Annotated in this window: 19 protein-coding genes; 7 read left to right on the top strand and 12 right to left on the bottom strand. The window is 61.9% G+C overall.

Annotated features, from left to right (window positions below; translation table 11 throughout):
• The first annotated feature begins 1 nt into the window (after position 1).
• From ACW9IB_RS21920 to ACW9IB_RS21910, 3 genes are read left to right on the top strand one after another with little or no spacing between them, the layout of a single operon-like run.
• Positions 2-670, top strand: coding sequence for an amino acid ABC transporter permease (locus ACW9IB_RS21920; RefSeq protein ID WP_457364909.1), 669 nt, complete (start codon positions 2-4; stop codon positions 668-670).
• Positions 667-1,317: an amino acid ABC transporter permease gene (locus tag ACW9IB_RS21915; RefSeq protein WP_457364908.1), complete on the top strand. Its 651-nt coding sequence runs from the start codon at positions 667-669 to the stop codon at positions 1,315-1,317. Before ACW9IB_RS21920 ends, ACW9IB_RS21915 begins: the two co-directional genes overlap by 4 nt.
• Positions 1,304-2,041 (top strand): amino acid ABC transporter ATP-binding protein, encoded by a 738-nt coding sequence (locus ACW9IB_RS21910; protein WP_457415518.1) that lies wholly within the window; start codon positions 1,304-1,306, stop codon positions 2,039-2,041. The genes ACW9IB_RS21915 and ACW9IB_RS21910 overlap by 14 nt, the downstream gene beginning before the upstream one ends.
• Here ACW9IB_RS21910 and ACW9IB_RS21905 read toward each other — a convergent pair.
• The 4 genes from ACW9IB_RS21905 to ACW9IB_RS21890 form a co-directional block, all read right to left on the bottom strand.
• Entirely contained in the window at positions 2,013-2,501 is a 489-nt protein-coding gene (locus ACW9IB_RS21905) for a hypothetical protein (RefSeq protein ID WP_457415516.1), read from the bottom strand. The two genes, ACW9IB_RS21910 and ACW9IB_RS21905, sit on opposite strands and share 29 nt — an antisense overlap.
• A gap of 34 nt (positions 2,502-2,535) precedes the next feature.
• Positions 2,536-5,034, bottom strand: a complete 2,499-nt coding sequence (locus ACW9IB_RS21900; protein ID WP_457415515.1) for a fimbria/pilus outer membrane usher protein — start codon at positions 5,032-5,034, stop codon at positions 2,536-2,538.
• A 7-nt stretch (positions 5,035-5,041) separates the two neighbouring features.
• A complete protein-coding gene (locus ACW9IB_RS21895; RefSeq protein ID WP_457415537.1) occupies positions 5,042-5,743 on the bottom strand; it encodes a fimbria/pilus chaperone family protein in 702 nt (233 codons plus the stop codon).
• A 120-nt stretch (positions 5,744-5,863) separates the two neighbouring features.
• Entirely contained in the window at positions 5,864-6,511 is a 648-nt protein-coding gene (locus ACW9IB_RS21890) for a DUF1120 domain-containing protein (RefSeq protein WP_457415513.1), read from the bottom strand.
• Between the two features lie 449 nt (positions 6,512-6,960).
• Here ACW9IB_RS21890 and ppx point away from each other — a divergent pair, with 449 nt between their 5' ends.
• The gene (ppx, locus tag ACW9IB_RS21885; protein WP_457364903.1) at positions 6,961-8,463 is read left to right on the top strand and encodes an exopolyphosphatase; all 1,503 of its coding nucleotides are present in this window, start codon (positions 6,961-6,963) and stop codon (positions 8,461-8,463) included.
• A gap of 139 nt (positions 8,464-8,602) precedes the next feature.
• On the opposite strand, the gene ppk1 is transcribed toward ppx, so the two are convergent.
• Positions 8,603-10,825: a polyphosphate kinase 1 gene (gene ppk1, locus ACW9IB_RS21880; protein WP_457364902.1), complete on the bottom strand. Its 2,223-nt coding sequence runs from the start codon at positions 10,823-10,825 to the stop codon at positions 8,603-8,605.
• A gap of 18 nt (positions 10,826-10,843) precedes the next feature.
• The gene (gene hemB / locus ACW9IB_RS21875) at positions 10,844-11,857 is read right to left on the bottom strand and encodes a porphobilinogen synthase (protein WP_457415511.1); all 1,014 of its coding nucleotides are present in this window, start codon (positions 11,855-11,857) and stop codon (positions 10,844-10,846) included.
• A 207-nt stretch (positions 11,858-12,064) separates the two neighbouring features.
• Here hemB and ACW9IB_RS21870 point away from each other — a divergent pair, with 207 nt between their 5' ends.
• Positions 12,065-12,700 carry a DedA family protein gene (locus ACW9IB_RS21870; protein ID WP_457364900.1) on the top strand — a complete coding sequence of 212 codons (636 nt, stop codon included), beginning with the start codon at positions 12,065-12,067 and terminating at the stop codon, positions 12,698-12,700.
• Here ACW9IB_RS21870 and ACW9IB_RS21865 read toward each other — a convergent pair.
• On the bottom strand, positions 12,681-13,916 hold the full coding sequence (locus tag ACW9IB_RS21865) for a sterol desaturase family protein (RefSeq protein WP_457415510.1): 1,236 nt from the start codon (positions 13,914-13,916) through the stop codon (positions 12,681-12,683). The genes ACW9IB_RS21870 and ACW9IB_RS21865 overlap by 20 nt on opposite strands.
• A gap of 115 nt (positions 13,917-14,031) precedes the next feature.
• Between ACW9IB_RS21865 and elbB the strand changes: the two genes are divergently transcribed.
• Complete coding sequence (elbB, locus tag ACW9IB_RS21860; protein ID WP_457415508.1) at positions 14,032-14,697, top strand: isoprenoid biosynthesis glyoxalase ElbB; 666 nt, start codon at positions 14,032-14,034, stop codon at positions 14,695-14,697.
• A 48-nt stretch (positions 14,698-14,745) separates the two neighbouring features.
• Here elbB and ACW9IB_RS21855 read toward each other — a convergent pair whose 3' ends face one another.
• The 4 genes from ACW9IB_RS21855 to abc-f form a co-directional block, all read right to left on the bottom strand.
• On the bottom strand, positions 14,746-16,641 hold the full coding sequence (locus tag ACW9IB_RS21855) for an FTR1 family protein (RefSeq protein ID WP_457364897.1): 1,896 nt from the start codon (positions 16,639-16,641) through the stop codon (positions 14,746-14,748).
• Between the two features lie 149 nt (positions 16,642-16,790).
• Positions 16,791-17,423, bottom strand: a complete 633-nt coding sequence (locus tag ACW9IB_RS21850; protein WP_457364896.1) for a LysE family transporter — start codon at positions 17,421-17,423, stop codon at positions 16,791-16,793.
• An 88-nt stretch (positions 17,424-17,511) separates the two neighbouring features.
• The gene (locus ACW9IB_RS21845; protein ID WP_348058798.1) at positions 17,512-18,084 is read right to left on the bottom strand and encodes a mechanosensitive ion channel family protein; all 573 of its coding nucleotides are present in this window, start codon (positions 18,082-18,084) and stop codon (positions 17,512-17,514) included.
• Positions 18,084-19,994: a ribosomal protection-like ABC-F family protein gene (gene abc-f, locus ACW9IB_RS21840; RefSeq protein ID WP_457415507.1), complete on the bottom strand. Its 1,911-nt coding sequence runs from the start codon at positions 19,992-19,994 to the stop codon at positions 18,084-18,086. The genes ACW9IB_RS21845 and abc-f overlap by 1 nt, the downstream gene beginning before the upstream one ends.
• 50 nt (positions 19,995-20,044) lie before the next feature.
• Between abc-f and ACW9IB_RS21835 the strand changes: the two genes are divergently transcribed.
• Positions 20,045-20,506, top strand: a complete 462-nt coding sequence (locus tag ACW9IB_RS21835) for a TIGR02444 family protein (RefSeq protein ID WP_457415506.1) — start codon at positions 20,045-20,047, stop codon at positions 20,504-20,506.
• Here the strand turns inward: ACW9IB_RS21835 and ACW9IB_RS21830 are convergent.
• On the bottom strand, positions 20,503-20,954 hold a 452-nt coding region (locus tag ACW9IB_RS21830; protein ID WP_457415505.1), incomplete at its 5' end, for a hypothetical protein. The two genes, ACW9IB_RS21835 and ACW9IB_RS21830, sit on opposite strands and share 4 nt — an antisense overlap.

Genomic DNA, 20,954 nt, shown 5'->3' with positions numbered 1-20,954 from the left:
TATGGCGTATCAATTTGACTTTGTGCCGGTGCTGGCCAATACCGACCTGCTGCTGCGTGGCGCGCTGTTCACTCTCGAGCTCACGGCCATCGGCGCGATCCTCGGCGTAGCGCTGGGCACCGTCGGTGCCGTGGTGCGGGCCTGGAAGATCCAGCCGTTCGCCTGGTGCTTCGGTGTCTATGTCGAGTTGATCCGCAACACCCCATTTCTGGTGCAGTTGTTCTTCATCTTCTTCGGCCTGCCGTCCCTGGGGCTGAAGATCACCGAATGGCAAGCCGCCGTGCTGGCAATGGTGATCAACCTGGGCGCCTACTCCACAGAAATCATTCGCGCCGGGATCCAGGCCATTCCTCAAGGGCAATTGGAGGCGGCAGCCGCACTGGCGATGACGCGCTTCGAGGCGTTTCGCCATGTGGTGTTGCTGCCCGCGCTGGGCAAGGTATGGCCCGCCCTGAGCAGTCAGATCATCATCGTGATGCTCGGTTCGGCGGTGTGTTCGCAGATCGCGACGGAAGAACTGAGCTTTGCCGCCAACTTCATTCAGTCGCGCAACTTCCGCGCGTTCGAAACCTACGCCCTGACCACCCTGGTGTACCTGTGCATGGCGTTGATGATTCGCCAGTTGCTCAACTGGGTCGGCCAGCGTTTTGTGATGAGGAATGGCCGATGAGTGATTTTTCGTTCTGGGACATCGTGCGCAACCTGGCAACCGGGCTGCAATGGACCCTGCTGCTGTCAGTGGTCGCCTTTGTGGGGGGCGGTGTGATCGGTTTGCTGGTGATGACGATGCGCATCAGCCGCAAGACGTTCCCGCGCAACATCGCCCGCACCTATATCGAACTGTTCCAGGGCACACCGTTATTGATGCAACTGTTCCTGGTGTTTTTCGGTATCGCCCTGCTCGGCGTGGATATTTCGCCGTGGCTGGCCGCCGCAATCGCCCTGACCCTGTTCACCAGCGCCTACCTCGCCGAAATCTGGCGCGGCTGCGTAGAAGCCATCGCTCACGGGCAATGGGAGGCCTCGGCCAGCCTGGCGCTCAACCCGCTTGAGCAACTGCGCTACGTGATTTTGCCCCAGGCCCTGCGCATCGCCGTGGCACCCACCGTCGGCTTCTCGGTGCAAGTGGTCAAAGGCACGGCGGTCACCTCGATCATCGGCTTTACCGAACTGACCAAGACCGGCGGCATGCTCGCCAACGCCACCTTCGAGCCCTTCATGGTCTACGGCCTGGTGGCCCTTGGTTACTTTTTGCTCTGTTACCCCTTGTCCCTCAGTGCGCGCTACCTGGAAAGGAGACTGCATGCCTCTGCTTAGAATTTCCGCCCTGCATAAGTATTACGGCGATCACCACGTACTCAAGGGCATCGACCTGACGGTGGATGAAGGCCAGGTGGTGGCGATCATCGGCCGTAGCGGCTCGGGCAAGTCCACCTTGCTGCGTACCCTCAATGGCCTGGAATCGATCAACGATGGCGTGATCGAAGTCGACGGTGAATACCTCGACGCCGCCCGCGCCGATCTGCGCAGCCTGCGGCAGAAAGTCGGCATGGTGTTCCAGCAGTTCAACCTGTTCCCGCACCTGACGGTGGGCGAAAACGTGATGCTCGCGCCACAAGTCGTGCAGAAAGTCCCCAAGGCCAAGGCTGCCCAACTGGCCAGGCAGATGCTGGAGCGGGTCGGACTGGGGGAAAAGTTCGACGCCTTCCCCGATCGCCTGTCCGGCGGCCAGCAGCAACGGGTGGCGATCGCCCGCGCGCTGGCCATGTCGCCCAAGGTACTGCTGTGCGACGAGATCACCTCGGCCCTGGACCCGGAGCTGGTCAACGAAGTGCTCAGCGTGGTGCGCCAACTGGCCAAGGACGGCATGACCCTGATCATGGTGACCCACGAAATGCGCTTTGCACGGGAAGTGGGGGACAAACTGGTGTTCATGCACCAGGGCAAGGTGCACGAGGTCGGCGACCCCAAGGTGCTGTTCGCCAACCCGCGGACGCCTGAATTCGCCAACTTCATCGGCTCGGTGGAACAGCCGGAGTAACCAGTTCGAAACTGCCCTGGCCCTCCAGTAACGTCTGGCTGCGCACCTGCAGGGCGTGTGAGGGCAGGTCGGTATCGATATCGACCTGGGCCGTCAGTCGTCGGCCCATGCTCTGGGCCACCAAGGTATGGCCCGGCAGCAGTTGCCCAATGGCAGATTCACCGGGCAAGCCTCGCTCGCGCCACTGGACAGCCAGCCCATCAACCCTGGCCTGCTTGAGGCGCAGACGGAAACGCCCCTCGCGCCCGAACCGGAAGCCCTGCCCGTCACTCGCCACACCGTTGAAACGCACCATCATCGGCGAAGGCTCGTCACACTGGATATTCAAGTGCAGTGTGCGAGTACCCAGCGTCACCCGCGAACGCTCATCGAAAGGCTCCCGGCGAATCACACCGTAATCCACTCGCGGCTGGGTAATCGACAGCTGACAGTTATCGGCCCTGGCTCCCTGAGCGGTCATACCCAACCAGAGCAAAAATCCAAACGAAGCACGCTTAAAGGGCATGGCACACCGCCGATGTGGTTGCGTAGAGTTTGTCATTGTCAGGCTCAACCCCGGCATCGAGGTGCAGCAGACAAGCTGAGGAGTCCGGCAGCGACACCCGCAGTTTCTGTGGCTCACTGACGTCGCTGAGGAAAATCATGCCGTCCCCTACCACGCTGGTCAGAAAGCGTTTGTCGTCGCCAAACACCGAAGCGCCCTGAGGCAATGGGCGACCCTGGACATCCTTGACCTGGACCAACAGCCGACGCACCTTCAACACTTCGAAATTCACCGTGCTGACGGCCCCCCTGCCCACCTTGAGCACCCGGGTACCGTTCTTCAGGTCAACGCGCTTGGGTAACGACCGGGTCTGCACTTCGACACGGCTACTGGCATAGGCCGGCATGCCGGCGATCACCGCCTGCCCACGGTAGTCGGTCCATACCGGCCCCTGGGGCGTATCGACCCTGGCCGAGCCGATGTCGCCCACCGACACGATGCCGAACGTGTCCTGCACGGCATAGGGCGAAAACGTCACGCCACGTTCATGTGCCACCACCCCACCGCGCAGTTGCCCCGAATAGCTGGAGCCCTGAGCGTCCTGACTGACACCGAGGCCGACTTGGGTATACCGCGGCATCACATTCAGTTGCCCGCGCACCGACTGTTCCCGCGCGGTGATATCCCGCTCGGTGCCCACCTCATAATTCACGTAATCATTGACCCGTTCACTGAGCGCCGTACCCGCATTGAGCTGCCGGCCACGACGGCTTCCATAGCTGGTGACACGCCGGTCATCGCCCAGGGGCACGCTGACCTGCAAGCGCAAGGAAAGACCGTCGTCCATAGCCGCATCCCGCCGTCGGTTGGCTGCAGCCGCCTCACGGCTTACACGCTTGCTGCCCACCTGGGAGTCGGCGATCAACGCCACATCCACGCCACCGAACGACTGGTTCCAGGAGGCGTAGACGTGCTCCGTAGATCGTCCGTCGAACTGGGCGCTGCGGGTGTAGCCCACAGAGAAACCGCCGATCGCGGGGTCGACCCAGCTCATGCCCGCCGTGTACTGGTTTTTAAAACGCGACGCCAGGTCGTCGACCTTGAGTGGCTGACCGGCTTCAAGCACCTCGCGATAGCCCCGGGTCTGGGTGGTTGCGCTCAAATTGACGTCTACGTTGGCGTAGACCGGGCTGCTCACGGACAACGTGTGGCGCCCCCCGGACACTGCGTTGCGGCTATCTCGCGAGAGGCTCTGGCGCGCGCCCACCGTCACCCGCTGAAAAAATACACTGCCCAGGCTGCTGCCCGCCGCCCAATAGTCCTCGGCGCCCAGCAATCCCAGGCCCAGCGATGTGTTGCGCCCCAACCCCCAGGTGCCGCTGCCCATGGCGAACAGTGGCGTTTGACTCTGATCAGTGGAAACCTCCCGTACCTTGCCCGCCGACACGTAGTAACCGGGGGCGGCCGGCGCGACGCCACTGAACGACGCCGCCGGCACTGTGAAGCTGCGCTTGGCCCCCCTCACGTCAATCACGCTCACCTCGAGGTCACTGGTGCCATTGAGCAGCGGCAGTCCGGTCAGCCTGAAGGGCCCTTCGGGCACCAGGGTGCTATGAATCAACACCCCGGCCTGGCGCACTTCGATCCGCGACTGACTCTGGGCCAGCCCTTCGACCACCACCGCGTTGTCGCCTGCCGGGCCACGTGACTGCCCGTCCGGAGACAGTTGGAAACCCGAAAACTGCACCCCTCCAAACACCGGGCTGCCGCTGGAAAGCTGCCCCGCCTGAAAGGTCGACTGCAACACGGCCACATCCCGCTGGGCATAGGCATACAGGTGCTCGGTGCGGGACTGGCCGTTGTCGGATACATAGAACTGGCGACTGCGCACAATCCAGTCACCCAGGTTGAAACCGGCTTCGGTATACGCCGACATGAATCGGCTGGGGCCGCTTCGGGAACGGCTGTCAAAACCCAGCACATCGTAATTGAACAAGGCTGCCGAACCGCCCCTGGAAAAGTTGCCGGCGGCCCACTCCGGTTCACGCAACGATTGCGTGGGCACCACCAGTGCAACCTCGTCGGTGCCGGGACGCAACCTCACCATCGTCGTTGGGAAGGCACCCAGGAAGTCATGGCAGGCCTGCTCCGGCGCGGCCACCTCACGGATGACCCTCGCAGGTTTGACCAACCCGGCCTTCTCCAGTAACCCGGGGGTAAAACAGAGCTGCCCTTGTGCGTCGAATCGCGCATCCACCAGCCCCAGCGGATTGCCATTGACCCGCAACCCCACCACCTGGACGCCTTCGCGAAAACGCGCCGCGCTGCGAAAGTAGTCTGAAACCTTCGGATCTATGCCATGGGTGGTCAGGGCCGCCAGGTCGAAGCCCTCTCCCAACTCCAGTGCCGGCACGGGGCCAGGCAGACCGCACAGGGTCGCAAGCCCCACCAACAGCGTGGGCCGACGAGCAGCGGCACCGATGCCGGACGGACGTCTGGTCGTTGTCATAAGTCGATCAACCCTCGACGGCATTGACCGGCGCCCGGTAATGATCAACCGAAAATCCATAGACCGTGGCAGGCTGTATCTCGACCTCGGTCACGCCGTCCAGGCGCCCCTCGACTTTCGCCGTCAGGGTCTCACCCGGCAGGATGTAGGTACGCGGCAAGGTGGCCAGGTTCATTCGTGGAAGCAGTTGCACCTCCAGCGCCAGGCGCACCACATAAGCACTGTCGTTGTGGACGCGCAGATGCTCGCCCACGCGCTTCCACTGCAACAGCTCCCAGGGTGAAGCGTGCCGGGGCAGGCCCTGGGGGTGCAGGATAAGAGGCAGGTTCTGCCGCAGGGTGATACCGATGGTCGCACCGCCTGCCGCACGTGCCTGCGGAATCCCCTCAAAGGACACACGTTTGAGGCGCTGGGTCTTGAGCGGCGCCTTCAGCGTACCGATGAAGCGGATCAACTGGGTCTCGCCCGGCTCCACACGGGAGACAGGCGGCGTAACGACCAGCAGGGGTTCCGGATCCTCCGGTACGTTCTCGACTACGGCGTGAAGCAGCGCAGGATTGGCATCGGTGTTCTGCACATTGAGAGTGGCTTCGCCTTCTTCCTCATAGAGCATGACCAACGTGGTTTCGGGTCGCATACCGTCCGCCAGCACCATCATTGAAAAACAAACACACACACTTGCACTTAACAGCCGTGCCTTGTTAGTTATTGAAAGACCACGCACTTGGTTTCCCCGCTGCTATTTAAGCGGATAGCAGATAATTAAAACACCCACATAAAAACGGCCGACAAAAACGCATCGATCTATTTGCCGACCGTATCAAGTTACTTAGAGATAACTGAGTACCAGTGTGGCGCGACCATCAATGGACACGTCGCGACTCAAGTCCAGGTCCTGGGCTTTATTGATAACGGCCTTCACGGCGATAGTGCCGGTCATCAGGGCAATCGATGCCGGGGTGATCGCCGTACCGTTGCGCCACGAGTACTGGCTGGGCGCCTGGGCGACCTTGCCATCGCTGGTCTGCCAGGCGCCGGTGCCCACGCGCATGATGGGGTTGAGTACCACGCCCGAGGACCTCAAATCCTTGAGGGTGATCGAATAGCCGCCGGTACGACGGGTGCCCACAGTACCCAGGCCGTAGTTCTGGGCTTCGCTGAAGCCGGCGCCAAGAATCCCCGTGACCTTACTGCCCGCCTGCAAGTCGGTAAAGGCCAGGCCGAACTTGGCAGGTGTGGTGCCGCAATTGACACTCAGGGTAGTGCTTCGCTCTTCGCGGGGGTTGAATGCGGTTTGGGACAACTCACCGGAACGTATGACGCCATAATCGATGACACCGCTGCCTGCCAGGCTGAGGTTGCAGGAGGCGGGAGTGATCGTTCCCCGAACTACCAGCTGGGCACTGGTAGTGGCCTGTGCGCCCAGCGCGACAGCCAGGCAAGCGATACCGAGGGTCGATCCAATTAGTTTCTTCATAATTAACCTGTCACTGAAAGTTATCAGGCGCCTTTAATTATCATCCCGGAGTTTCCGAAACATAAATAAATAACACCACGGCATCATTGCCGAGTGACAGTCTGTCGCTTTGGCACTTCACTACAAAATCAGACAACACGTTAGTTGGCGTGGGAGCGGTAAAAATACACCGTCATCTGAACCCGGCGCGACAGTAGTCTTAAATAAAAAAATGAATAGAACAGTCGCCTAAAACCTGTAGGCCAAATCAGATTTGTCTTAACAACGGGGTACAGTTAAAGCTTCCTATAGCTCTGTCAGAAATCCCGACAAAAAGACCGAAAGACAACCTACATTTCCTACAGCAATCCCCTTCAGGCAGATTCAGAAAAATTCCCGAAGCACAACGCGTTGGCGTTGGCGGTCGATCGTGGCACGATGGCAAGGTTATCGACCGAGACCCCCAAACCATGCCGCAATCCCAAGCCAAGAATCTGTCCCTGATCGCCGCCATCGACCTGGGCTCCAACAGCTTTCACATGGTCGTGGCCAAGGCCCAGAACGGTGAGATCCGCATCCTTGAGCGGCTCGGCGAGAAAGTGCAACTGGCTGCCGGGATCGACGACGAGCGCCAGCTCAACGAAGAATCCATGCAACGCGGGCTCGATTGCCTCAAGCGTTTTGCCCAACTGATCAACGGCATGCCCTTGGGCGCCGTGCGAATCGTCGGCACCAACGCCCTGCGCGAAGCACGCAACCGCGGCGAATTCATCCGCCGCGCCGAAGAGATTCTGGGGCACCCGGTAGAAGTCATCTCCGGCCGTGAAGAAGCGCGCCTGATCTACCTCGGCGTGTCCCACACCCTGGCCGATACCCCCGGCAAACGCCTGGTGGCCGACATCGGCGGCGGCAGTACCGAATTCATCATCGGCCAGCGCTTCGAACCGCTATTGCGGGAAAGCCTGCAGATGGGCTGCGTCAGCTACACCCAGCGCTATTTCAAGGACGGCAAGATCACCCCGGCGCGTTACGCCCAGGCCTACACGGCGGCGCGGCTGGAGATCATGAGCATCGAACACGCGCTGCATCGCCTGACCTGGGATGAAGCGATCGGCTCATCCGGCACCATCCGCGCCATTGGCCTGGCACTCAAGGCCGGAGGTCACGGCGGTGGCGAAGTGAACGCCGAAGGCCTGGCCTGGCTCAAGCGCAAGCTGTTCAAGCTGGGCGATGCCGAGAAAATCGACTTCGAAGGCATCAAGCCCGACCGCCGTACTATTTTCCCGGCGGGCCTGGCGATCCTCGAAGCCATCTTCGACGCACTCGAGCTGCAACGCATGGACCACTGCGACGGCGCCCTGCGCGAAGGCGTGCTGTATGACCTGCTGGGCCGTCATCACCACGAAGACGTACGCGAGCGCACGCTCACGTCATTGATGGAGCGCTACCACGTCGACCTGGAACAGGCCGCCAGGGTCGAGCGCAAAGCCCTGCACGCCTTCGACCAGGTGGCCGAAGACTGGGAACTGGAAGACGGCGTATGGCGCGAGCTGCTGGGTTGGGCCGCCAAGGTGCATGAAGTGGGCCTGGACATCGCTCACTACCATTACCACAAGCATGGCGCCTACCTGATCGAGCACTCCGACCTGGCCGGTTTCTCCCGTGAAGACCAACAAATGCTCGCGCTGCTGGTGCGCGGCCATCGCCGTAACATCCCCAAGGACAAATTCGCGGAGTTCGGTGACGAAGGCATCAAGCTGATTCGCCTGTGCGTGCTGCTGCGCTTTGCGATCCTGTTCCACCATATCCGTGGCACCCAACAGATGCCCCAGGTGGCCCTGCGCGCCGACGGTGACAGCCTGGACGTGGTCTTCCCGACCGGCTGGCTGGATGAAAACCAGCTGACCCAGGCAGACTTTGCCCAGGAAGCCGAGTGGCTGACACGGGTGGGGTTCAGCCTGAACCTGCGGTAACGCGAGCCAGAGAACCCTGTAAAAACAAATGTGGGAGCGGGCTTGCTCGCGATGGCGGTGGATCAGTCAACTGATGGGTTGACTGACACTCCCTCATCGCGGGCAAGCCCGCTCCCACATTGATTTGGGTGAACCTTGATTAATTCACCGCCAGAATCGGGCTACCCAGCTTCTCCAGCAACGTCGCCTGCGCACTGCGCGGGTTCTGATTGCCGGTTGGCGTGTTGCGCACGTAGCGACCGTCAGACTGCAGGCTCCAGCTGTGCGTGTTATCGGTCAGATAACTTTCCAGCTCTTTCTTCACCCGCAGGATCAGTTTCTTGCCTTCCACCGGGAAGCAGGTCTCCACACGCTTGTCGAGGTTGCGCTCCATCCAGTCGGCGCTGGAGAGGAACATCTGCTCTTCACCGCCGTTGAGGAAGTAGAACACCCGCGTGTGCTCCAGGAAGCGACCGATGATCGAACGCACATGGATGTTGTGCGACACCCCGGCAATGCCTGGCCGCAGGCAGCACATGCCGCGCACCACCAGATCGATGCGCACGCCGGACTGGCTGGCCTTGTACAGCGCGCGGATGATCTTCGGATCGGTCAGCGAGTTGAACTTGGCGATGATGTGCGCCGGTTTCCCGTCGAGGGCGAACTGGGTCTCGCGGGCAATCATGTCGAGCATGCCCTTCTTGAGCGTGAACGGTGCGTGCAACAGCTTCTTCATGCGCAAGGTCTTGCCCATGCCGATCAACTGGCTGAACAACTTGCCGACGTCTTCGCACAGGGCATCGTCGGAGGTCAGCAGGCTGTAGTCGGTGTAGAGCTTGGCGTTGCCAGCATGGTAGTTGCCGGTACCCAGGTGGGCGTAACGTACGATCTCGCCGGCTTCACGGCGCAGGATCAGCATCATCTTGGCGTGGGTCTTGAAGCCGACCACACCGTAGATCACTACCGCGCCGGCCGCTTGCAGGCGGCTGGCCAGTTGCAGGTTCGACTCTTCGTCGAAGCGTGCACGCAGCTCGATCACCGCTGTGACTTCCTTGCCGTTACGCGCGGCATCGACCAGGGCATCGACGATTTCCGAGTTGGCGCCGGAACGGTACAGGGTCTGGCGCACGGCCAATACGTGCGGGTCCTTGGCAGCCTGGCGCAGCAGGTCGACCACCGGGGTGAAGGACTCGAATGGGTGCAGCAGCAGGATGTCCTGTTTGCTGACCACACTGAAAATGTTCTCGCTGTTCTGCAGCAGTTTCGGGATTTGCGGGGTGAACGGCTTGTATTGCAGCTCCGGGTGGCTGTCCAGACCGGTGATGCTGAACAGGCGCGTGAGGTTCACCGGGCCATTGACCTGGTACAGCTCGGTCTCGCCCAGGTTGAACTGCTTGAGCAGGTAATCCGACAAGTGTTTCGGGCAGGTGTCGGCCACTTCCAGGCGTACCGCGTCGCCATAACGCCGCGAGAACAGCTCACCGCGCAGCGCGCGGGCCAGGTCTTCGACGTCTTCGGAGTCCAGCGCCAGGTCGGCGTTACGGGTCAGGCGGAACTGGTAGCAGCCCTTGACCTTCATGCCCTGGAACAGATCGTCCGCATGGGCATGGATCATCGATGACAGGAATACATAGTTGTCGCCAGCCCCACCCACCTCTTCCGGTACCTTGATGATCCGTGGCAGCAAGCGTGGCGCCGGGATGATCGCCAGGCCGGAATCGCGGCCGAAGGCGTCGATACCTTCCAGCTCCACGATGAAGTTCAGGCTCTTGTTCACCAGCAACGGGAACGGGTGCGTCGGGTCGAGGCCGATCGGCGTGATGATCGGCGCGATTTCGTCGCGGAAGTAGCGACGTACCCAGGTCTTGATCTTGGTGGTCCAGTGGCGACGACGGATAAAGCGAACCTGATGTTTTTCCAGCTCCGGCAGCAGGATGTCGTTGAGGATCGCGTACTGGCGGTCCACCTGGCCATGTACCAGCTCGCTGATGCGTGCCAGGGCCTGGTGCGGTTGCAGGCCGTCGGCGCCAGCCTGTTCACGGGCAAAGGTGATCTGCTTCTTGAGGCCGGCCACGCGGATCTCGAAGAACTCGTCCAGGTTGCTGGAGAAGATCAGCAGGAACTTCAACCGCTCCAGCAACGGGTAGGACTCATCCAGCGCCTGTTCCAGCACGCGGATGTTGAATTGCAGTTGTGACAGCTCGCGGTGGATGTACAGGCTGCTGTCATCCAGGTTGGTCACCGCGATCACGGGAGCCGGCGCAGGTGGCTCGGTCACCGCGACAGGCGGTGCCGGCTCCAGTTCCGGCGGGGTCTCGGTGACTTGTTCAACCACCGGGTGAGCGTCTTTTACGGCAACTTCGGAGAGTCCTTCGGTATTCATCGAGTGTTCCTGTGAGGGCTATTGTTGCTCTCTAAGCAATTGGGCGGCACGGACGGCAAAATAAGTCAGGATGCCATCAGCCCCGGCACGTTTAAAGGCAGTCAGGGATTCAAGGATCACCCCTTCACTCAACCATCCATTCTGTATTGCGGCCATGTGCATGGCGTATTCGCCGCTGACCTGATAAACGAAGGTCGGCACCTTGAATTCCTCTTTGACCCGGTAAAGGATGTCCAGGTACGGCATCCCGGGCTTGACCATCACCATGTCGGCGCCTTCAGCCAGATCGGCCGCCACTTCATGCAGGGCTTCCTGGCCGTTGGCCGGGTCCATCTGGTACGAGGCCTTGTTGGCCTTGCCCAGGTTCAGGGCCGAACCGACCGCATCGCGGAACGGGCCGTAATAGGCGCTGGCGTACTTGGCCGAGTAGGCCATGATGCGCACGTTGACGTGGCCGGCCAGCTCCAGGGCTTCGCGAATCGCCTGGACGCGACCGTCCATCATGTCCGACGGCGCGACCACCTGGGCACCCGCGTCGGCGTGGGACAGGGCCTGCTTGACCAGTGCATCGACGGTGATGTCGTTCTGAACATAGCCATCTTCGTCGAGAATGCCATCCTGGCCGTGGGTGGTGAACGGGTCCAGCGCCACGTCGGTGATCACCCCCAGCTCCGGGAAACGCGCACGCAAGGCGCGAGTGGCGCGCTGGGCGATCCCTTCCGGGTTCCAGGCTTCGGCAGCGTCGAGGGACTTGAGTTCAGGCGGCGTGTACGGGAACAACGCCAGCGCCGGAATCCCCAGCTCGACCCATTTGGCCGCCTCTTCAAGCAGCAGATCGATGGTCAAGCGCTCCACACCCGGCATCGAGGCCACGGCTTCCCGGCGGTTTTCACCGTCCAGTACAAAGACCGGCAGGATCAGATCGTTCGTCGTCAGAACGTTTTCACGCACCAGACGGCGAGAAAAATCATCACGACGATTGCGACGCAGGCGGGTGGCAGGGAACAGGCGATTGGCAGGGGTAAAGCTCACGACAGACTCCTGAGCCCGCATTTACGGGCGAGCGTTGCAGTTATAAGCGGCCATTATGACGAAGGAATTACAGTTGTGCTTACCGATGCGACCTGTAGTCGCATTCGTCGTTTATGTAGGAATTGTTCACTTCGTGACACATCTCGATACTTTCATGAATGTTCGCGAAGGCGTAGGCTGCGCGTTCATTTCGCCAGCACCCAGACCATGCTTCAACAATTTCTGCATGACTTCGGCTACTTTGCGCTCTTCCTGGGCACCTTCTTCGAAGGCGAGACCATCCTGGTTCTCGCAGGCTTCCTGGCGTTCCGTGGGTACATGGATATCAACCTGGTGGTGGTCGTTGCCTTCTTCGGCAGCTATGCCGGCGACCAGCTCTGGTATTTCCTGGGACGCAAGCATGGCCGCAAACTGTTGGCGCGCAAGCCGCGCTGGCAGTTGATGGGTGACCGGGCACTGGAGCATATCCGCAAGCACCCGGATATCTGGGTACTGAGCTTCCGCTTCGTCTATGGGTTGCGCACGGTGATGCCCGTGGCGATTGGCCTGTCAGGCTACCCGCCGGCGCGCTACCTGATCCTCAACGGTATCGGCGCGGCCATCTGGGCAGCGGCGCTGGGTGCGGCGGCCTATCATTTTGGCGCGGTGCTTGAAGGCATGCTGGGCAGCATCAAGCGGTACGAGCTGTGGGTGCTCGGCGCGCTGTTGGTGCTGGGCTTTGGCCTGTGGCTGCGCCGCCGGCTGAAGAACGCCCGTATCGCGCGCCAGGCCTGCGCTGACGCAAAAGCCCGGCTGGACGCAGTGCCCGCCCCCACTGATACGCCTAAGACGCCAGTCGAGTAAGGCGCCCCCGGCAACAGTAGAGGCCGATTATGCTGAGTAGGCTGTAACTGGCCACCCCCAGCCAGCCCAACGGGCTGGCCGGCCAGAGCCCGACCAGCGGCGCCAGCCACACCAGCGGCACATTCAGCAGCAGCCGCATCAGCTCGGCCTTCAACGCCCACGGGCGATTCTCCAGGGCCACGCCCAGCACGAACAGCCCCAGCGCCATGACGCTCCAACCCAGCATCAACGCCGCCGTAGGCAACCCCTCGCCGAAATTCATCAGGTAACTGCCCAACCCCACGTACACCGCAAATTGCAAGGCGATATACACCTGCTGGCGCGCATCCAGCGGCACGTCGAACTTGCGGAACTGGCTCAGGTCCGGCTTGACCAGCGGATACCTGGCCTTCACGTCGGCCGGGCGCCAGCCGGTGCGCATGAACCAGATGCGCACCTTGTCCCACCGGCTTTCGGTACGTCGCGCGTCACTCCACAACTGTGCATAAAACTGCAGGTTGGCCCACAGCGGGTTCCAACTGGCCAGTGGTGTGGTCACACCGAAAACCACCGGTTCGTTGTCGTCTTCTTCCTGGAAGGTGCCGAACAGCCGGTCCCAAAGAATGAACACCCCGCCGTAATTGCGATCCATGTAGAGAGCGTTCTGTGCATGGTGGGCCCGATGGTTGGACGGCGTGACGAAGAACCACTCGTACCAGCCGAGCTTCGGTACATGGCGGGTGTGCACCCAGAATTGATACAGCAAATTAAGCGAAGCCACGCTGATAAACACCACCAGCGGTACGCCCAATACCGCCAGCGGCAGGTAGAAGATCCAGCTCAGCAGAAAGCCGGTGCTGGTCTGGCGCAAGGCGGTGCTGAGGTTGTAGTCCTCACTCTGGTGATGCACCGAATGGGCGGCCCACAGGATATTGCGTTCGTGGCCCATGCGATGCAGCCAGTAGTAACAGAAATCGTAGAAGACAAAGGCGAACACCCAGGTCCAGACGCTCTGGGCAGACAGCTCTATCAGCGCCAGGTGCTTGAGGGCAAAGGCATAGGTCAGCAGCCCCACGCCCTTGGTCAACAGCCCGGTGGTGGTGGACAGCACGCCGGTGCTGAGGCTGTTGATGGCGTCTGCCACCCGGTAGTTGCGCTCGCCGCGCCAACGGTCGGCCAGCAGCTCCACCACGATCAAGGCAATGAAAAACGGTACCGCGTAAGGCACGAAGTCCATGGTCTGGTCCGGTCTGTTTTTGTTACATCTAGATTAGGTCTAGCCGGGCGCGATCCCATTGGCAACAGGTGACAAATTAGTAGACATTTAACGCCAGACCCCAGGAGAAATGCCCATGAGCAAAAAGATTGCAGTGATCCTTTCCGGCTGTGGCGTATACGACGGCGCAGAGATCCACGAAAGCGTGATCACCCTGCTGCGCCTTGACCAGCGCGGCGCTCAGGTCCAATGCTTTGCCCCGAACATCGCCCAATTGCATGTGATCGACCACCTCACCGGTGAAGAGATGCCCGAGTCGCGCAATGTGCTGGTGGAGTCGGCCCGTATCGCCCGAGGTGACGTAAAAGACCTTCGCGAGGCCGACGCCAGCGACTTCGATGCGCTGATCGTGCCAGGCGGTTTCGGCGCGGCCAAGAACCTGTCGAACTTCGCCGTCGAAGGCGCTGGTTGCAGTGTCAACCCACAGGTATTGGAACTGGCCGAGGCGTTCGCCGAAGCCGGCAAACCCGTTGGATTGATCTGCATCTCGCCGGCCCTGGCCGCGAAGATCTACGGCCCGGGCGTGACCTGCACCATCGGCAACTGCGCCGACACGGCAGCGGCCCTCGACAAGATGGGGGCCACCCACCAGGAATGCGCGGTGGACGATATCGTCGAAGACAAGGCGCGCAAACTGGTGAGCACCCCTGCCTACATGCTCGGCAAGCGCATCAGCGAAGTGGCGTCAGGCATCAACAAACTCGTGGACCGGGTGCTGGAGCTGACCCACGAAAACGACTGACTCAGCCCAAACACGATCAATGCAGGAGCGGGCTTGCCCGCTCCACACTTAAGCTGTAACGCGGCGCTTCTCGGCCAAACGGCTGCGGCCATACAGCACCACAATCGCCAGGATCGCCACCGCCTGTGCACCCAATGAATAAGCGTCGGCGTGGATGCCCAGCCAATCAAAGTCAAAGAACGCCACTGGCCGCGTGCCGAAGATCCCCGCCTCTTGCAGCGCCTTCACGCCATGCCCGGCAAACACCACCGACAGCGCGCACAGCAGTGCCGCGTTGATGCCGAAGAACAGTGCCAGCGGCAGCTTCGCCGAACCGCGCAGGATCACCCAGGCCAGGCCCACCAACAGCACCAGCGCCGTGGCACCACCCGCCAGCACCGCGTTGTGCCCGGCCGGACCCGCTTGCAGCCACAGGGTTTCGTAGAACAGGATCACCTCGAACAGCTCGCGGTAAACCGAGAAGAACGCCAGCATCGCAAAGCCGAAACGCCCGCCACCGCCCACCAGGCTGCTCTTGATGTAGTCCTGCCAGGCAGCCGCATGGCGACGGTCGTGCATCCAGACACCGAGCCACAGCACCATCACACTGGCGAACAACGCCGTGCAGCCTTCGAGCAATTCGCGCTGGGCGCCGCTGACGTCAATCACATAGGCCGCCAGTGCCCAGGTCGCCAAACCGGCCAACAGCGCCAGGCCCCAGCCGGCGTTGACGCTGCGCACGGCCGATTGCTGGCCGGTGTTACGCAGGAACGCAAGGATCGCGGCCAAGACCAGAATGGCTTCCAGGCCTTCACGCAGCAAAATCAGCAAACCGGAGATGTAGCTCAGCGACCAGCTCAAGCCGTCGCTGCCCAGCAACCCGGCAGACTCGGTGAGCTTGCCTTTGGCCACGTCCAGGCGCTGCTGCACCTGTTCCACCGGCAACCCGTCCTGCAACGACTGCCGATAGGCCATCAGGGCCTTCTCGGTGTCCTTGCGCACGTTGGCGTCGACGTTGTCCAGGGAACTCTCCACCAGCTCGAAGCCTTCGAGGTAAGCAGCCACCGACAGGTCATACGCCTGTTCGTGATCGCCGTTGCGGAAAGCGGCGAGACTCTTGTCCAGGGTGGTGGCGGTGTAGTCGAGCAACTGCGCCGGACCCCGCTTGACCTGCGGCGGTTGCGCACGCTGGGCGCGGAAGGTTGCGGCTGCGGCCGGACCGCTGGCCGCCAGCACTTCGTTGGGTGTCTGGCGAGCCAGGTCCGCCAGGTTGAACGGCTGCTCGCTCTGCGCCGCCGCAGGGTCGGCGGTGAAACTGGCGATGTAAGTGGCCAGGTCCCAGCGCTGGCGGTCATCCAATTGGTCGGCGAAGGCCGGCATATCGGTGCCTTCAACGCCCAGGCCGAGGGTGTTGTAGATCGCGTAGAGGCTCAGGCGATCCAGGCGCACGGCATCGCGCAGGTTGGCCGGCGGCGGTGTCATGCCCACACCGGCAGGCCCGTCACCGGCACCGGTTGCGCCATGGCAAACCGAACAATGCTGCGCATACAACGGCGCGCCGCGGGTAGGGTCAGGCGTGATGGCCGGGGCCTGGCTCACCTCATAGGCCACCGCCAGTTGCGCGCCCAGCTGGCGAGCCTGACGGGCGACGGTTGCCCCTTCTTCATGGGCGCTGACCGCTGCCAGCAGTTCGTCGACGCCTTTTACCAGCCCCGCACGCTCCGGGCGCTCGGGCAACTGCGCCACCAGGCCTTGCAGCACCCCAAGAAACTCCACTTGTTCGCGGTATTCGGAGTCGTCGACCACCTTGCCCGCCTCCACCGTGGGCGGGTAGTCAGCGCCAATATAGTCCAGCAAATGCAGGGCTTGCGGGGCGCCCTCGGCGGTCGCGGCCAGCAAGTTGAAGCTGCACGACATCAGCGCCGGCAACATCAGCCAGGCGAGAAAACGAAAGGGGGCAGTCATGAATGAATCTCAAAGGGAAATACGAAGTAACACATTGTTGAGCCTTAACGGATTTGACTCAAGGCGTAAGTGATGAGGTGTTTGGAGGGAGGGGTATTTTTCGCGCAGGTGGGTGGGGCTGTTGGGCCCCACCCGGTTTTCGGCGGGTTTTACGCGGTGGCGCGGTGCAGGCTGGCGAGGAAGCCCGCCGCACCGACGAACAAGCCGGCAAATGTACGGTTCATGCGTTTTTGCTGTTTGGGTGTACGCAGCAGACGCAGCACTTTCGAGGCCAGCCCGGTGTAGCCGGCCATCACGATCATGTCGACGCAGATCATGGTCACACCCAGGATCAGGTACTGGATCAGCAACGGCGCGTGCGGGTCCACGAACTGCGGCAGTACCGCCAGCATGAACACCAGGGCCTTGGGATTGCTGGCATTGACCAGGAAACCACGGAACATCATCGCCATCGGCTTGCCGATCGGGCGCACGGCGGCGTCGTCGGCCATGTCCATGGGCAAGGCACGCCATTGCTTGATGGCCAGGTACACCAGGTATGCCACGCCAAACCATTTGATCGCGTAGAACGCAGTCGATGATGCCGCCAGAATCGCGCCCAGCCCGCCGGCCACCACGGCAATCTGCATGGCCAGGCCCAGTTGCAGGCCGATCGCATTCCAGTAGCCCCGCAGGAAACCGTACTGCAGGCCGCTGGACATCGAGGCGATGGCGCCTGCGCCGGGAGAAAGGGAGATGACCCAACTGGCCACGAAAAAGGCCAGCCATGTATCGAGTGCCATTACACACCTCAGAAGGGAGTTTGCCGTTGAGCCTTAAGCTAACTCCGCCGACCGAAGGCTGGCTATAGATTTTTACAAGATGTGAATGCTAGCGGTCGCCCGGAAACACGTGCGTTCCTGGCCAGCGCCGCACCGAACGCTGGAAGAACAGGCTGTTGGGCACCTGCACCATCGCGCTGTCGGTGCCGGCCTCTGCCACTTCGATCAGCGTGGTGTAGAGCAGGTTGATCGCCACGACCCGGCCCTTCACACCCGGTTTGTCGACGGTGTCCACCAGCTCGACAATGTCACCGAGCCGGAACGGCCCGACCGTGAAGATCAGGATGGCGCACAGCAGGTTGGACAACACCGACCACATGGCGAAGAACGCCACCGCCGCCACGGCAACGAAGCCCGACAGCGCGGTCCACAGCACCGTGGCGGATACGCCCAGGCGGCCCAACACGAAAATCAACGCACTGCCCATGATCAGCCAGCGCAAACCGCCGCGCAGGGGCATCAGCAACTGTGGCGGCAGCGGGTAGCGCTCGCCCAGGCGAGTCAGGCCTTTGGCGACAAAACGCTGGGCCAGGTAACCGGCCAGCAGGATCAGCAGAATTTGCACGCCGATCCATACGGGCTCGACCCACTGTGCCGGCAACGGCAGCTGCAACGCCTCCATCAGGACAGCGCCTCCAGCTCAGCTTGCAGGGTTTCCAGCAACTCGAGGGCCTCCATCCAGATTTCCTCCAACTGGCCTTCACGCACCTTGAGCCTGGCTTGTTCAGCCAACAGGTCGCGCAATTCATCCTTGCGGGACGCTTCGTACACAGCGCTGTCGCCCAGGCTGGTTTCGATACTGGCCAGGCGTGCGTGCACCTTGCCCAGCTCGGCCTCGAGCTTGTCGGCTTCGCGCTTGTGCGGCGCCAACTGCTGGCGCAGTGCAGCGGCAGCCTGGCGCTGGGCCTTCTTGTCGGTCTTGTCCGGGTTGACCGGCGTGTTGCTGACCGGCGCATTGCGCACGCGGTAGTCGGTCAGCCAACGCGCGTAGTCATCCAGATCGCCGTCGAACTCTTCGACCTTGCCATCCGCCACCAGCAGGAAATTGTCCGTGGTGCTCTTGAGCAGGTGACGATCGTGAGACACCACCAACACCGCACCGCTGAACTCTTGCAAGGCCATGGTCAGCGCCAGGCGCATTTCCAGGTCCAGGTGGTTGGTCGGTTCGTCGAGCAGCAGCAGGTTCGGACGGTCCCAGGCAATCAATGCCAAGGCCAGGCGGGCTTTCTCGCCGCCGGAAAAATTAAGCACCGGCTCATCGATACGCGCCCCCCGGAAGTCGAAACCACCGAGGAAGTCGCGCAAGGTCTGCTCGCGCTCGGTCGGCGCCAGGCGCTGCAAGTGCAGCAACGGGCTGGCCTTGGAGTCGAGGGAGTCCAGTTGATGCTGGGCGAAATAACCCACCACCGTGTTCTCGCCACGGGTCATGCGGCCGGACAGCGGCGAAAGCTCTCCCGACAGGTTCTTGATCAGCGTCGACTTGCCCGCGCCGTTGGGTCCAAGCAAACCAATGCGCGCACCCGGCGTGAGTTGCAGCTTGACCTTCTCCAGGATGGTTTTTTCGCCATACCCCAGGCGTGCGTCCGAAAGGTCCAGCAACGGGCTGGAGATCTTTACCGATTCGCGGAAGACGAAGTCGAACGGCGAATCGACATGGGCCGCCGACAACTCCTCCATGCGCTCCAACGCCTTGATGCGGCTCTGGGCCTGACGAGCCTTGGTGGCCTGGGCCTTGAAGCGGGCGATATAGCTTTCCATGTGCGCACGCTGCGCCTGCTGCTTCTCGTAGGCCTGTTGCTGCTGGGCCAGGCGTTCGGCACGGGCACGTTCGAACGCAGTGTAACCGCCACGGTAGAGGGTGATTTTCTGCTGTTCGACGTGGGCAATGTTGTCGACCACTGCGTCGAGGAAATCCCGGTCGTGGGAAATCAGCAGCAAGGTGCCCTGATAGCTCTTGAGGAAGTCTTCCAGCCACAGGATCGCATCGAGGTCCAGGTGGTTGGTCGGTTCGTCGAGCAACAGCAGGTCCGAAGGGCACATCAGCGCCTGAGCCAGGTTCAGGCGCATTCGCCAGCCGCCGGAGAAGTCGGCGACCGGGCGGTCCATCTGCTCGTTGGTGAAGCCAAGGCCGGCAAGCATCTTGCGCGCGCGCGCATCGGCGGTGTAGCCGTCGGCACTGTCGAGTTCCGCGTGCAGCCGCGCCAGGGCGGCGCCGTCCTGAGCATTCTCGGCCTCGGCCAGAGCGTGTTGTACCTGGCGCAGGTGCCGGTCGCCATCGAGTACGTAGTCGATGGCGATGCGGTCCAGGGTGTCGATCTCCTGGCGCATATGGGCGATGCGCCAATCAGCCGGCAGCAGGCAGTCCCCGGAGTCCGGGGTCAGCTCACCCAGCAACAGGGCGAACAAGGTGGATTTGCCGGCGCCGTTGGCACCGATCAGGCCGGCTTTGTGACCGGCGTGCAGGGTCAGCTCGGCACCTTCGAGAAGGCGTTGCGGGCCACGCTGTAATGTTAGGCTTTGAAGTCGGATCATAATGGCGGCGGAGTCTACCAGCTTCGTTGGCCGCTGGCTTGGGTGTGAATATGTGCGCTGACCTGTGGAGCTTTGCCCTTTCGACCTACACCCGCCCAGGGTGCGAAGCCGCCTGTCTGCAATGGCAGGCACAGGGCGCCGATGTCTGTCTTCTGCTGTGTGGCGCATGGCTGGAGCAGCGCAGGGTAGCGACAACACCAGAGCGCATACAGGCGCTGGAACAGATCGCCGGGCCTTGGCAAGCACACGTGGTTGAGCCGTTGCGACAACTGCGCAAGCAATGGCGTGCCGAGGCGCAGCAAGATGAACAACTGGCGGCGTTACGGGAAGGGGTTAAAGCCCTGGAACTGGATGCCGAACGGCAATTGCTGGAGCGATTGGAAGCGCTGGCGCTGGACTGGCCGACCGCAGAGCAGGATCAACCGCAGTGGCTTGAAGGGCTGACGACGCAAGTCGCCAACCTTGATCACGACGCGCTGCAGCAGCTGCGCGCCGTGATCACCGGCACTTAGGAAGCGCTGGTTGGTGTGGTGCTGGAGGCTGCCGGTGCAGGCGTGCTGCTGGCCGGAGCAGTTGGAGCGGTGGAAGCTGCCGGAGTAGCGGAAGCGACCGGAGCGGCTGGCTTGGCCGGTGCTGGTTTTACAGCAGCAGGTTTGGCGGCTGGCTTGGCAGCGGGTTTCGCAGCAGCAGGTTTAGCCGCTGGTTTGGCAGCTGGTTTGGCAGCTGGTTTCGCAGCAGCAGGTTTAGCCGCTGGCTTGGCGGCTGGTTTCGCAGCAGCAGGTTTAGCGACTGGCTTGGCGGCTGGTTTTGCAGCAGCAGGTTTAGCCGCTGGCTTGGCAGCGGGTTTTGCAGCAGCGGTTTTAGCGACTGGCTTGGCAGCGGGTTTTGCAGCAGCGGTTTTAGCGGCTGGCTTGGCAGCGGGTTTTGCAGCAGCGGTTTTAGCGACTGGCTTGGCAGCGG

The sequence above is a fragment of the Pseudomonas sp. SDO524_S393 genome (assembly GCF_054071875.1).
This window is presented reverse-complemented; position numbering and strand designations above follow the sequence as displayed.